This is a genomic window from Streptacidiphilus sp. ASG 303 (assembly GCF_020991365.1).
Taxonomy (GTDB): Bacteria; Actinomycetota; Actinomycetes; order Streptomycetales; family Streptomycetaceae; genus Peterkaempfera.
Genome location: NZ_JAJLRA010000044.1, coordinates 18,322 through 31,896 on the forward strand (window position 1 = coordinate 18,322; position 13,575 = coordinate 31,896).

A 13,575-nucleotide genomic window follows, 5' to 3' on the forward strand; every position below is an offset into this window, starting at 1 on the left:
TGCGGGGCGCCCGTCGTCCGTTCCGCCCGGATTGGGGGATCTGCGCACCGCCCTCCCCCGGGTGACACGGGATCGCGGCGCTGACGGACCTCCCGGCCCGCTGGCCTCCTCGCATACGATGGCCGGTGCGGTGGGGAAGCTCCGCCGTGCAGTCGTGCACCCCCAGCCGGGTGCCAGTCCAGCCAAGGAGCCCGCTCACGTGTCCGTCTTCGACAAGATCCTGCGCGCCGGTGAGGGCAAGATCCTTCGCAAGCTGCAGCGGATCGCCTCCCAGGTCAACTCCATCGAAGAGGACTTCGTCAACCTCACGGACGCCGAGCTGCAGGCGCTGACCGACGAGTACCGGCAGCGGCTGGCGGACGGCGAGACCCTCGACGACATCCTGCCCGAGGCCTTCGCCACGGTCCGTGAGGCGGCCAAGCGCGTCCTGGGCCAGCGCCACTACGACGTGCAGCTGATGGGCGGCGCCGCCCTGCACCTCGGGTACGTCGCCGAGATGCGCACCGGCGAGGGCAAGACCCTGGTCGGCACGCTCCCGGCGTACCTGAACGCGCTGAGCGGCAAGGGCGTGCACCTGATCACGACCAACGACTACCTCGCCGAGCGCGACTCGGAGTGGATGGGCCGCGTCCACCGCTTCCTCGGCCTCGAGGTCGGCGTCATCCTGGCGAACATGTCGCCGGCCGAGCGCCGCAAGCAGTACGCCGCGGACATCACCTACGGCACCAACAACGAGTTCGGCTTCGACTACCTCCGCGACAACATGGCGTGGGCGCAGGACGAGCTGGTGCAGCGCGGCCACAACTACGCCATCGTCGACGAGGTCGACTCCATCCTCATCGACGAGGCCCGCACCCCGCTGATCATCTCCGGCCCGGCGGACCAGGCCACCAAGTGGTACGCGGACTTCGCCAAGCTGGTGCAGCGCCTCAAGCGCGACCGCGACTACGAGGTCGACGAGAAGAAGCGCACCGTCGGCATCCTGGAGGACGGCGTCTCCCGGGTCGAGGACTACCTGGGCATCGACAACCTCTACGAGTCGGTCAACACCCCGCTGGTGGGCTTCCTCAACAACGCCATCAAGGCCAAGGAGCTCTACAAGAACGACAAGGACTACGTCGTCGTCAACGGCGAGGTCATGATCGTCGACGAGCACACCGGCCGCATCCTGGCCGGCCGCCGCTACAACGAGGGCATGCACCAGGCCATCGAGGCCAAGGAGGGGGTGGAGATCCAGAACGAGAACCAGACCCTGGCCACCATCACCCTCCAGAACTTCTTCCGCCTCTACGACAAGCTCGGCGGCATGACCGGTACGGCCATGACCGAGGCGGCGGAGTTCCACCAGATCTACAAGCTCGGCGTGGTGCCCATCCCGACCAACAAGAACCCGCAGCGGATCGACCAGCCCGACCTGATCTACAAGACGGAGCCCGCCAAGTTCCGCGCCGTGGTCGAGGACATCGTCGAGAAGCACGAGAAGGGCCAGCCGGTCCTCGTCGGCACCGTCTCGGTCGAGAAGTCCGAGTACCTCTCCCAGGAGCTGCGCAAGCGCGGCATCCCGCACGAGGTGCTCAACGCCAAGCACCACGAGCGCGAGGCCCAGATCGTCGCCCAGGCCGGCCGCAAGGGCGCCGTCACCGTCGCCACCAACATGGCCGGCCGCGGCACCGACATCCAGCTCGGCGGCAACGCCGACCACCTGGCCGCCGCCGAGCTCGCCCAGCGCGGGCTCTCCCCGGTGGACACCCCCGAGGAGTACGAGGCGGCGCTGCCCTCCGCCCTGGAGAAGGCCAAGGCCCAGGTCAAGGCGGAGCAGGAGGAGGTGCAGGCCCTCGGCGGCCTGTACGTCCTCGGCACCGAGCGGCACGAGTCCCGCCGGATCGACAACCAGCTGCGCGGCCGCTCCGGCCGCCAGGGCGACCCCGGCGAGTCCCGCTTCTACCTGTCGCTCGGCGACGACCTGATGCGGCTCTTCAAGGCCGGCATGGTCGAGCGCGTGCTCTCCATGGCGAACGTCCCGGAGGACGTGCCGATCGAGTCCAAGATGGTCACCCGCGCCATCGCCTCCGCGCAGACCCAGGTCGAGCAGCAGAACTTCGAGATCCGCAAGAACGTCCTCAAGTACGACGAGGTGCTCAACCGGCAGCGCGAGGTCATCTACGGCGAGCGCCGCCGCGTCCTGGAGGGCGAGGACCTCCAGGAGCAGATCGGCCACTTCATGGACGACACCGTCGACGCCTACGTGCGGGCGGCGACGGGCGAGGGCTTCGAGGACGAGTGGGACCTCGAGAAGCTGTGGACCGCCCTCCGGCAGCTCTACCCGGTCACCCTCTCCCTGGAGGAGCTGGAGGAGGAGGCGGGCGGCCAGGCCGGCCTCACCCCCGACTTCCTGGAGGAGGCGGTCAAGGAGGACATCCACGCGCAGTACGCCGCGCGCGAGGAGCAGCTCGGCTCGGAGATCATGCGCGAGCTGGAGCGCCGCGTCGTCCTGTCGGTGCTCGACCGCCGCTGGCGCGAGCACCTCTACGAGATGGACTACCTGCAGGAGGGCATCGGCCTGCGGGCGATGGCCCAGCGCGACCCGCTGGTCGAGTACCAGCGCGAGGGCTACGACATGTTCTCCGCGATGATGGAGGGCATCAAGGAGGAGTCCGTCGGCTACCTGTTCAACCTGGAGGTCCAGGTCGAGCAGCAGGTCGAGGAGGTCCCGGTCGAGGACGCCGAGCCGGTCCAGCTGGACAAGGCAGAGGAGGGCCGTCCGGAGATCCGCGCCAAGGGGCTGGAGGCCCCGCAGCGGCAGCGCCTGCACTACATCGCCCCGACGGTGGACGGCGAGGGCGGCGTGGTCGAGGGCGACTTCACCGAGGACGGCGTCCTGGACGACCCGGAGGCCGGCATGACCCGGGCCGAGCGCCGCAAGGCCGCCAAGGGCGGCCGCCGCCGCAGGAAGTAGCAGGCCGCCCGCACGGCCGCCCCGCCCCGGCGGGCGGCGCGGCGGGCGGGCAGGAGGACGCGGAGGGCGCCGCACCGGTACGGCCGGGGCGGCGCCCCCGGCCGTTCCCGGCCGTTCCCGGCCGTTCCCGGCCGTTCCCGGCCGTTCCCGGCCGTTCCCGGCCGTTCCCGGCCGTTCCCTGCGGGCCGCTGCGGGCTGCGGCGGGTCCCGGCGGCCCTCAGCGGGTGTCGACCGCCGCGCACTGCCACTGCGCCGTGCGCGGGTGCCGTTCGAGCCGGAAGGCCACCATCCGGGTGCGGGGGCCGGTGTCGACCCGGGCGCAGACCTCCAGCACGCCGGGGGCCGGTGCGCTGTCGTAGACCCGGCGCAGCACGGGCAGCGCCCCGGCGGAACGGGGGCGCAGCGTGCCGCGCTGCACCAGCCGGGTCAGCTCCCCGTACCCGGTGTGGGTGGTGTGCCGGGCCAGCTGCCCGGCCGGCCGGGTGCCCGTGAGCACCTCGACCAGCCGCTGGGCGAACCGGGTGGCCAGCCCGTTGAGGTCGCCGCGCGGCGGCGCGCAGTGCAGGCCGGCCGGACGCCGCACCCGTGCGGGGTGCCCCGGCTGGCGGTGGACGCGGCCCAGCCGCACCGTCCCCGGCGCGGCGGGGGCCGCCGGACCGGTCGGCCGGCGGCCGGGGCAGGGCGCGTCGGGCGGCCCCGGCAGCAGCGGGCGGATCCCGGGGAGCGGGACCGCCGGTGCGGCGGCCGCGGAGGCGGAGGCGGCGGCCGCGCCGACGGCGGCCTCCCGGCCCGGAGCCCCGGGAAAGGCGGCCCCGGGAAAGGCGGCCCCCGGAAAGGCGGTCAAGGCGGCTGGCCCTGCGGAATCGACCATGATCGGCACCCCCGTGCGGTGGTCGGCGACGGACGGGACCCTTCCTATCCGGGGTCCGGCGCACGCGGCAACGGGCGTCCCGCGGCGGGGCGCACGACGCCGGACTTCACCTATCCGGGTGACATCGTCCGTCCCCCGCCTCCGGCCGCGCCCCTCGCCGCACCTGCCGCAGCCCCGCCGTACCCGCCGCCGCCCCGGCCGGGCGGCGGGTCCCGGGCCCCGGCCGCCGACGCGGCGCCGGCCCGGCGCGGTCCGGGCGGACGTCACCCGAAGGGGCACCCCGCCGGGGGTGGCACCGCCGGACAGGGGGCGCCGGGAGGTTACCGTCGAGGGGAGGCCGGTGGACCGGCCGGCACCCGGGAAGGCGGGCAGGCGCATGGCGGCGGACGTGTCCGGCATCGGCGGTCCGGGGCCGGACCGCACCCCGTCGCGGTCCGGCCGGGCCGCCCGGGGCGCACCGCGCCGCGGCCTGGTGCTCGGCGGCGGCGGCATGCTCGGCGCCGCCTGGACGGTCGGCGCGCTCTGCGCCGTCGCGGAGACCGCGGGATGGGACCCGCGCGGCGCGGACGTCGTCCTCGGCACCTCGGCCGGATCGATCCTGGGCACCCTGCTGGCGTCCGGCGTCGGCCCGGGGGAGCTGCGCGACCACCAGCAGGGCCGGGTGGTGGCCACCGGGCCGCTGGTGGGCGTGGAGTTCGACTACGACGCCGCCGTGGGCGGTGCGCTGCCCCCGCGGCCCCGGCCCGGCATCGGCTCGCCCGGCCTGCTGCGGCAGACCTTCCTCCACCCGCGCGACTACCCGTTCCTCACCATGGTCTCGGCGTTCGTCCCCCCGGGCCGGGGGTCGGTGGCGCCCATCGGCGACCTCGTGCGGGCGCTGGTCCCGTCCGAGGACGGGTGGGCGGACCGGCCGGGCCTGCGCATGGTCGCGGTCGACTACGAGACCGGGCACCGGGTGGTCTTCGGCGACCCGGACGCGCCGGCGGCCGGCGTCGCCGAGGCGGTGATGGCGTCGTGCGCGATCCCGGGCTGGTTCGCGCCGGTCGCCGTGGACGGCCGCCGCTACATCGACGGCGGCGCCTGGTCGGCCACCAACGCCGATCTGCTGGCGGGCCGGGGGCTGGACGAGGTGTACGTGCTGGCCCCGATGGCGGTGCGCCTGCGCACCGTCGTCGGCGGTCCGGCGGCCGCCGGGTCCGGCGGACGGCGGGGCGCCCCCGCGCCGCACGGGGTGCTGGCCCACCTGGTGAGCCGCTACCGCCGGTCGGTCACCCGGCAGCTGCTCCGCGAGGCCCGGCTGCTGCGCGAGGGCGGCACCCGGGTCCGCCTGCTCGCCCCGACCCTGGACGACCTGGCGGCGATGGGCCCCAACATGATGGACCCGGCGCGCCGCCCGGAGGTGCTGGAGACGGCGCTGCGGACCTGCGGCGCCGTCCTGGCGGCCACGCACCGGGGCTGACCCGGGGCCGATCCGGCGCGGACGTGGCCGGGACCGGGGGAGTGACCCGGCCGGAACGGCACGCGGCGGGCCCGGGGCGGGGACGGAAGGGCCCGGCGGGCGGCGCGGTGATCACCTCCGGCCGTATCCTGGTCGGCGGTGCGGCTGCAGGGTCCGCACCCGGACCCGCTCCCGTGGATCGCGGACGGGCCCGGCCCCCACGACCCGGCGACCCACGACCCGGAGCGGCCCCGATGCGCGTGTACGTCCCCACCACCCTCAACGGCCTGGCCGCGGCGCACGCCGCGGGCGAGCTCGGCCCGGCGCCGCTGCATGCGTACGCCGTCACCCCGGCGCTGCGCGAGTGGTACCTCAGCGACGACATCGAGGAGCTGGAGTACGCCGCGCTGGTCCGCGCCGCCCAGTCCTCGCTGAGGCTGCTCGCCGCCGACGCCGCCTCCCCGCGGCGCCGCGCCGTGGTGGCGCTGGACGTGCCCGACAAGGCGGTGCTGCTGGACACCGGCGCCGAGTACCGGGACCAGTCCTCCCTCGGCCTGGTGCGCCTGGCCGATCCGGTGGCGCTCGCGAAGGCGGCCGCGGTCCACGTGGACGGGAGCGACGCCGAGGAGGACGTCGCGGCGGCCGCGTCCGCCGTGGACGCGGCGGACGCGGGCGACGACGACGCCCGCTTCACCGTCGACGGGGCCGAGGACCACGAGCTGCTCTGGTACGCCACCCAGGAGCTCCCGACCCTGCTCCCCTGAGCCGCGCCCCCCGGCGGGCCCGCCGGGCCGGCCGGGGCCCTCCCGCCGGTGCCGCCTGCCGGTGCCGCCTGCCGGAGTGTCGGCGGCGGACGGTACGGTGCGTCCGTGCGTGCACACATCGTCTGGGACTGGAACGGCACCCTCCTCCACGACATCGACGCGGTCGTGGCGGCGAGCAACGCCGCCTTCGCCGAGGTCGGGCTGGCGCCGCTGAGCGTCGAGCGCTACCGCGAGCTCTACTGCATCCCCATACCGCTCTTCTACGAGCGGATGCTGGGCCGTGCCCCCACGGCCGAGGAGTGGGAGCGTATGGACGGCGTCTTCCACCTCGCCTACACCGCGCACAGCGCCGGCTGCACCCTCACCGAGGGCGCCGAGCTGCTGCTGGAGCGCTGGGAGGCGGCGGGCCGCAGCCAGTCGATCCTGTCCATGTACGGGCACGAGGAGCTGGTGCCGCTGGTGCGTGGGTTCGGCATCGAGCGCCGCTTCGTCCGGGTCGACGGCCGGGTCGGTCCGTCCGGCGGCGGCAAGGCCGAGCACATGGTCCGCCACCTCGCCGCGCTCGGAGGCGCGGTCGCCCCCGCCCGCACGGTGGTGATCGGCGACGCCGCCGACGACGCGCTGGCGGCGCGGGCCGTGGGGGCGCGCGCGGTGCTCTACACCGGGGGCTCGCACACCCGGCGGAACCTCGCGGCGGCCGGGGTCCCGGTCGTCGACTCGCTGGCCGAGGCGGTGGCCCTGGCGGAGGAGCTGGTGCAGGGCGCCTGACCCCCCGGCCCGGGCCGCCCGCCCGCGGACCCGCCGCCGGTCTGCCGCCGCGGACCCGCCGCCGACCTGCCGCCGACCTGCCGACGCGGACGCGCCGCCGCCGGCCCGCCGCTGCTGACCTGCGCCGGAGGAGGACCGCGCCGCGCGGACGGCTACCGATCGGTAGTTGTACAAGTCGTCCAGCGGGGGCAGGAGCGGCACGACCTTTGCTCCGGACCGGCCCCTGACACTCCGCAGTCGTCCCGTTAGGCTGGCCGGGGTGCCAACGGGCCGAAAGACCTTGCGTACCCAGGTGAAAGGTGTTTCATGCGTGGCATGCGCCACCTTCATCCGGGACGTGCGGGAGGATCGGACCGACGTGGCACGGACCAGGACCGACCCGAGTCACGCAACGGCGCGCGACAGGAGCCAGATAGCCATGCAGACCAAGCTGGACGCAGCCAAGGCCGAGGTGCTCGCACGCGCAGCACGGGCCGCTGAGAACAGCCAGGTGGGGGGCACGCACGGAGAGGGTCTCGGCAACGGCGCCCTGACCGCCTACCTGCACCACTACTACCTCCACACCGCCCCCGAGGACCTGCTCGACCGCGACCCGGTCGACGTCTACGGAGCGGCGGCCTCCCACCACCGCCTCGGCGCGAAGCGCCCCCAGGGCACCGCCGAGGTCCGGGTGCACACCCCGACCGTGGAGGAGAACGGCTGGTCCTGCGGCCACACCGTGGTCGAGGTCGTCACCGACGACATGCCCTTCCTGGTGGACTCCGTCACCAACGAGCTCTCCCGCCAGGACCGTGCCATCCACGTCGTGATCCACCCGCAGATGGTGGTCCGCCGCGACATCACCGGCCGCCTGCTGGAGGTCCTCGACGCCGACGCCTGCTCGCGCGGCCAGGCCTCGGGCGCGGAGTGGCCCCCGGACGCGATCGTCGAGTCGTGGATGCACATCGAGATCGACCGCGAGACCGACCGCGACGACCTCCGGCAGATCGAGGCGGACCTGCGCCGCGTCCTCACCGACGTCCGCGAGGTCGTCGAGGACTGGACCAAGATGCGCGAGGCCGCCCTGCGCCTCGCCGAGGAGCTCGCCGAGCAGCCCCCCGCGGGCCTGCCCGAGCAGGAGGTCGGCGAGGCCTGGGAGCTGCTGCGCTGGCTGGCCGAGGACCACTTCACCTTCCTCGGCTACCGCGAGTACGACCTGGTGGAGAGCGAGGGCGCGGGCGACGGCGGGTACGAGGCGCTGCGCGCCGTCCCCGGCACCGGTCTCGGCATCCTGCGCCCCGACCCGCGCAGCGGCGGCCCGGACGGCCACCCCGCCAGCGAGTCCTTCGGCCGGCTGAGCGCCGCCGCCCGGGCCAAGGCCCACGAGCACACCCTGCTGGTCCTGACCAAGGCCAACAGCCGCGCCACCGTGCACCGCCCGGCGTACCTGGACTACGTCGGCGTGAAGAAGTTCGACGCCGCCGGCCGGGTCGTCGGCGAGCGCCGCTTCCTCGGCCTGTTCTCCTCCGCCGCCTACACCGAGTCGGTCACCCGCATCCCGGTGGTCCGCCGCAAGGTCCAGGAGGTCGTCACCTCCTCCGGCTTCCCGCCCGAGAGCCACGACGGCCGCGACCTGCTCCAGATCCTGGAGACCTACCCCCGGGACGAGATCTTCCAGACCCCGGCGGAGGAGCTGCTCGCCATCGCCGGCAGCGTCCTCTACCTGCAGGAGCGCCGCAAGCTGCGCCTCTTCCTGCGCCAGGACGCGTTCGGCCGCTACTTCTCGGCCCTCGTCTACCTGCCGCGGGACCGCTACACCACCCGCATCCGGCTGCGGCTGATGGACATCCTGATGGAGGAGCTCGGCGGCTCCACCATCGACTACACCGCCTGGTCCACCGAGTCGGTCCTGACCCGCCTGCACTTCGTCGTCCGGGTCGCCCCCGGCGCCGAGCTGCCCCACCTCACCGAGGCCGACACCGAGCGGATCGAGGCCCGCCTCGCCGAGGCCGCCCGCTCCTGGACGGACGGCTTCCACGAGGTGCTGCTCGCCGAGTGCGGCGAGGAGAGGACCGCCGAGCTGTCCCGCCGGTACGCCAACGCCTTCCCCGACGGCTACCGCGCCGACTTCTCGCCGCGCACCGCCGTCGCGGACCTGCGCCAGCTGGAGGCCCTCGGCAGCCCCGGCGACTTCCGGCTCAACCTGTACCAGCCGGTCGGCGCCGCCGACGACGAGCGCCGCCTGAAGATCTACCGCGGCGGCGGCGCGGTCTCGCTCACCGAGGTGCTGCCCGTGCTGCAGCGGCTCGGCGTCGAGGTCGTCGACGAGCACCCGTACGAGCTGCGCCGCTCGGACAACTCCACCGCCTGGGTCTACGACTTCGGGCTGCGGCTGCGCTCCGCCGGGGAGCTGGGCGACGAGGCCCGCGAGCGGTTCCAGGAGGCCTTCGCCGCCGTCTGGACCGGCCGCGCCGAGAACGACGGCTTCAACGAGCTCGTCCTGCGCGCCGGCCTGACCTGGCGCCAGGCCGTGGTGCTGCGCGCCTACGCCAAGTACCTGCGCCAGGCCGGCTCCACGTTCTCCCAGGACTACATGGAGGACGCGCTCAGGAACAACACCCACGCCACCCGGCTGCTGGTCAACCTCTTCCAGGCCCGGCTCTCCCCGGCGCACACCGCCGCCGGCCTGGAGCTGACCGAGGGCATCCTGGAGGAGCTGGACGGCGCGCTGGACCAGGTCGCCTCGCTGGACGAGGACCGCATCCTGCGCTCCTTCCTCCACCTGATCAAGGCCACCCTGCGCACTAACTTCTTCCAGCGCACGGAGAGCGGCGAGCCGCACTCCTACGTCTCGATGAAGTTCGACCCGCAGGCCATCCCCGACCTGCCGGCGCCCCGCCCGGCGTACGAGATCTGGGTGTACTCGCCGCGCGTCGAGGGCGTGCACCTGCGGTTCGGCAAGGTCGCCCGCGGCGGCCTGCGCTGGTCCGACCGCCGCGAGGACTTCCGCACCGAGATCCTCGGCCTGGTCAAGGCCCAGATGGTGAAGAACACCGTCATCGTGCCGGTCGGCTCCAAGGGCGGCTTCGTCGCCAAGCAGCTGCCCGACCCGTCGGTCGACCGCGACGCCTGGCTCGCCGAGGGCATCGCCTGCTACCGCACCTTCATCTCTGGCCTGCTCGACATCACCGACAACCTGGTGGCCGGCGAGGGCGTCAAGCCGCCGAAGGACGTCGTGCGCCACGACGGCGACGACACCTACCTGGTGGTCGCCGCCGACAAGGGCACCGCGACCTTCTCCGACATCGCCAACGAGGTCGCCGACTCCTACGGCTTCTGGCTGAGCGACGCCTTCGCCTCCGGCGGCTCCGCCGGCTACGACCACAAGGGCATGGGCATCACCGCCCGCGGCGCCTGGGAGTCCGTCCGGCGCCACTTCCGCGAGCTCGGGCACGACACCCAGACCGAGGACTTCACGGTCGTCGGCATCGGCGACATGTCGGGCGACGTCTTCGGCAACGGCATGCTGCTCTCCGAGCACATCCGCCTGGTCGCCGCCTTCGACCACCGCCACATCTTCGTCGACCCCAACCCGGACGCCGCGACCTCGTACGCCGAGCGCCGCCGGCTGTTCGACCTGCCCCGCAGCTCCTGGGCGGACTACGACACCTCGCTGATCTCCTCCGGCGGCGGCGTCTTCCCCCGCACCGCCAAGTCGATCCCGGTGACGGCGCCGATGCGGGCCGCCCTGGGCATCGCCGCCGGCACCAGCCGCCTCACCCCGGCCGAGCTGATGAAGGCGATCCTGCTCGCCCCGGTGGACCTGCTGTGGAACGGCGGCATCGGCACCTACGTCAAGGCGGAGTCCGAGGCCAACGCCGAGGTCGGCGACAAGGCCAACGACGCCATCCGCGTCAACGGCGGCGACCTGCGGGTCAAGGTCGTCGGCGAGGGCGGCAACCTGGGCTGCACCCAGCTCGGCCGGATCGAGTTCGCCTCGGCCGGCGGCCCCGAGGGCGAGGGCGGCCGGATCAACACCGACGCCATCGACAACTCGGCCGGCGTCGACACCTCCGACCACGAGGTGAACATCAAGATCCTGCTCAACCGGGTGGTCGCCGACGGCGACATGACGGTCAAGCAGCGCAACACCCTCCTCGCCGAGATGACCGACGAGGTCGGCGCGCTGGTGCTCCGCAACAACTACGCGCAGAACACCGCGCTGGCCAACGCGCTCGCCCAGGCGCCGAGCATGCTCAACGTCCACGCCCGGATGATGCGCCGGCTGGAGGACGACGGCCTCCTCGACCGGGCCCTGGAGTTCCTGCCGAACAACCGGCAGATCCGGGAGCGCCAGCAGGCCGGCCGCGGGCTCACCCAGCCCGAGCTGGCCGTGCTGCTCGCCTACGTCAAGATCACGCTGGCCGACGAGCTGCTGGCCACCGACCTGCCGGACGACCCGTACTTCCGGGACTCCCTGCACCGGTACTTCCCGGCCGCGCTGCGGGACCGCTTCACCGGGGCGATCGACAACCACGCCCTGAGCCGCGAGATCATCACCACCCTGCTGGTCAACGAGACCATCAACCAGGGCGGCTGCACCTTCGCCTTCCGGCTCCGCGAGGAGACCGGCGCCACCATGGACGAGATCGTCCGCTCGCACACCGCGGCGCGTGCGGTCTTCGGCCTGGAGGAGATCTGGCGGGAGATCGAGGCCCTGGACAACCAGGTGACCGCCGAGGTCCAGACGAAGATGCGGCTGCACGCGCGGCGCCTGGTCGAGCGCGCCACCCGCTGGCTGCTCAACAACCGGCGCCAGCCGCTGGACATCGCCGGCACCATCGAGGTCTTCCGCGAGCGCTGCAACCAGGTCTGGGACCAGCTGCCCAAGCTGCTGCGCGGCGCCGACCTGGAGTGGTACCAGGGCATCCACGACGAGCTGACGGCCGCGGGCGTCCCCGAGCACCTCGCCACCCGCTGCGCCGGCCTCTCCTCCGCCTTCCCGACCCTCGACGTCGTCGAGGTCGCGGACCGGGCGGGGGCGGACGTCGGCGAGGTCGCCGACCTGTACTACGACCTCGCCGACCGGCTGCAGATCACCCACCTGCTGGACCGCATCATCGAGCTGCCCCGCAGCGACCGGTGGCAGTCCATGGCCCGCGCCGCCATCCGCGAGGACCTCTTCGCGGCCCACGCGGCGCTCGCCGCCGACGTCCTCGCCTGCGGGGAGCCCGGCGACGGCCCCGAGCAGCGGTACCAGGCGTGGGAGGGCCGCAACGCCACGCTCATCAACCGGGCCCGCACCACGCTCGACGACATAAGGGACTCCGACACCCAGGACCTGGCCAGCCTCTCGGTGGCCATGCGGGTGATCCGGACCCTGCTGCGGACCGGCTCCATGCGCTGAGCCCCCGCCGCGGTCCACGGGCCGCCCCCGCCCGCCTCCCGGCCGGCGGGGGCGGCCCGTGCCGCTTCCCGGGGGTCCGGCGCGGCCTACTTGACCGCGCCGGCCATCACGCCGCTGACGAACTGGCGCTGGAAGGCGAAGAAGACCACCAGCGGCACCACCATCGACAGGAACGCCCCGGAGGACAGGACGTCGATGTTGTTGCCGAACTGGCGGACCTGCTGCTGGAGGGCGACGGTGATCGGCGCCGAGCCCGCGTCGGCGAAGATCAGCGCCACCAGCATGTCGTTCCACACCCACAGGAACTGGAAGATCGCCAGCGAGGCGATCGCGGGGCCGCCCAGGGGCAGGACGACGGTGAGGAAGAGCCGCAGCTCGCCCGCGCCGTCCAGCCGGGCGGCCTCCAGCAGCTCGCGCGGGATCTCGGCGAAGAAGTTCCGCAGCAGGAAGACCGCGAACGGCAGGCCGAACGCGACGTGGAAGAGGACCACGCCCGTGATCGAGCCGAACACCCCGATCGCGCCGAACAGCTTGGACACCGGGATCAGCGCCACCTGGACGGGCACGACCAGCAGCCCGACGACGGCGAGGAAGAGCCAGTCCCGGCCGGGGAACTCCGTCCAGGCGAAGGCGTACCCGGCCAGCGAGGCGACCAGCACCACCAGCACCGTGGCGGGCACGGTGATCAGCACGGTGTTGACCAGCGAGCCGGTGACGGTGTCGTTGGAGAGCAGCGCGGCGTAGTTGTGCAGGGTCAGCTGGGCGGGCTCGGTGAACACCCGCCACCACCCCGACTGCTGGATGTCGACCGGCCCGCGCAGCGAGGAGGCCAGCAGGCCCACCGTCGGGAGCAGCCAGAAGAGGCCCACCACCAGCAGCACGATGCGGGAGGCGCCGCCCGCCAGCCGTGCGGCGGCGCGGGCGGCCGGGCCCGCCCCCCGGCCGGGCGGTGCGGGGACGGTGGGCGGGGCTTCCTGAAGGGTCGTCACCGTCGGTTCTCCCTCCGGAAGCGGCGGATGTTGAAGAGCATCGCGGGGAGCACCAGCAGCAGCAGGACGACGCCGATGGCGCTGCCCGCGCCCTGGTCTCCGCCCCCGCCGAAGGAGGACAGGTAGAGCTGCAGGGCGAGGACGTTCGCGTCCTGCTGGGTGGAGCCCGGCGCGATGATGTAGACGAGGTCGAAGACCTTGAGGACGTTGATGACCAGCGTCACCATCACCACGGTCAGCACCGGGGCGAGCAGCGGCACGGTGATCCGGCGGAACACCTGCCACTCGCTCGCGCCGTCCATCCGGGCGGCCTCCAGGAGTTCGCGGGGGACGGCGGTGAGCCCGGCGGCGATGAGGACCATGGCGAAGCCGGCCCACATCCAGATGTAGGCGGCGATGATGG

Annotated in this window: 8 protein-coding genes; 5 read left to right on the forward strand and 3 right to left on the reverse strand. The window is 73.7% G+C overall.

Translation table 11 applies throughout. From position 1 onward, the window contains the following. Window positions 1-199: 199 nt before the first annotated feature. Window positions 200-2,956: a preprotein translocase subunit SecA gene (gene secA, locus LO771_RS28775; protein WP_230747874.1), complete on the forward strand. Its 2,757-nt coding sequence runs from the start codon at window positions 200-202 to the stop codon at window positions 2,954-2,956. 217 nt (window positions 2,957-3,173) lie between these two features. Here secA and LO771_RS31535 read toward each other — a convergent pair whose 3' ends face one another. Further along, the gene (locus LO771_RS31535; RefSeq protein ID WP_230747876.1) at window positions 3,174-3,539 is read right to left on the reverse strand and encodes an Rv3235 family protein; all 366 of its coding nucleotides are present in this window, start codon (window positions 3,537-3,539) and stop codon (window positions 3,174-3,176) included. A 664-nt stretch (window positions 3,540-4,203) separates the two neighbouring features. Between LO771_RS31535 and LO771_RS28785 the strand changes: the two genes are divergently transcribed. The 4 genes from LO771_RS28785 (at window position 4,204) to LO771_RS28800 (ending at window position 12,183) form a co-directional block, all read left to right on the forward strand. Beyond that, the gene (locus tag LO771_RS28785) at window positions 4,204-5,286 is read left to right on the forward strand and encodes a patatin-like phospholipase family protein (protein WP_230747879.1); all 1,083 of its coding nucleotides are present in this window, start codon (window positions 4,204-4,206) and stop codon (window positions 5,284-5,286) included. 233 nt (window positions 5,287-5,519) lie between these two features. Then, window positions 5,520-6,029 carry a hypothetical protein gene (locus LO771_RS28790; protein ID WP_230747880.1) on the forward strand — a complete coding sequence of 170 codons (510 nt, stop codon included), beginning with the start codon at window positions 5,520-5,522 and terminating at the stop codon, window positions 6,027-6,029. A gap of 105 nt (window positions 6,030-6,134) precedes the next feature. Then, window positions 6,135-6,797 (forward strand): HAD family hydrolase, encoded by a 663-nt coding sequence (locus tag LO771_RS28795; RefSeq protein ID WP_230747881.1) that lies wholly within the window; start codon window positions 6,135-6,137, stop codon window positions 6,795-6,797. Window positions 6,798-7,215: 418 nt separating this feature from the next. Then, window positions 7,216-12,183 carry an NAD-glutamate dehydrogenase gene (locus LO771_RS28800; protein WP_230747884.1) on the forward strand — a complete coding sequence of 1,656 codons (4,968 nt, stop codon included), beginning with the start codon at window positions 7,216-7,218 and terminating at the stop codon, window positions 12,181-12,183. Between the two features lie 86 nt (window positions 12,184-12,269). On the opposite strand, the gene LO771_RS28805 is transcribed toward LO771_RS28800, so the two are convergent. Next, window positions 12,270-13,172 carry a carbohydrate ABC transporter permease gene (locus LO771_RS28805; protein ID WP_374228272.1) on the reverse strand — a complete coding sequence of 301 codons (903 nt, stop codon included), beginning with the start codon at window positions 13,170-13,172 and terminating at the stop codon, window positions 12,270-12,272. Beyond that, window positions 13,169-13,575, reverse strand: a 407-nt coding sequence (locus LO771_RS28810; RefSeq protein ID WP_230747886.1) for a carbohydrate ABC transporter permease, incomplete at its 5' end; no start/stop codon positions are given. The genes LO771_RS28805 and LO771_RS28810, both read right to left, overlap by 4 nt.

What these genes read in the sequence shown, in the direction of transcription:
- LO771_RS28800 (WP_230747884.1), top strand. Translation starts at nt 7,216, where the DNA reads ATGCAGACCAAGCTGGACGCAGCCAAGGCCGAGGTGCTCGCACGCGCA.
- LO771_RS28785 (WP_230747879.1), top strand. Translation starts at nt 4,204, where the DNA reads ATGGCGGCGGACGTGTCCGGCATCGGCGGTCCGGGGCCGGACCGCACC.
- LO771_RS28790 (WP_230747880.1), top strand. Translation starts at nt 5,520, where the DNA reads ATGCGCGTGTACGTCCCCACCACCCTCAACGGCCTGGCCGCGGCGCAC.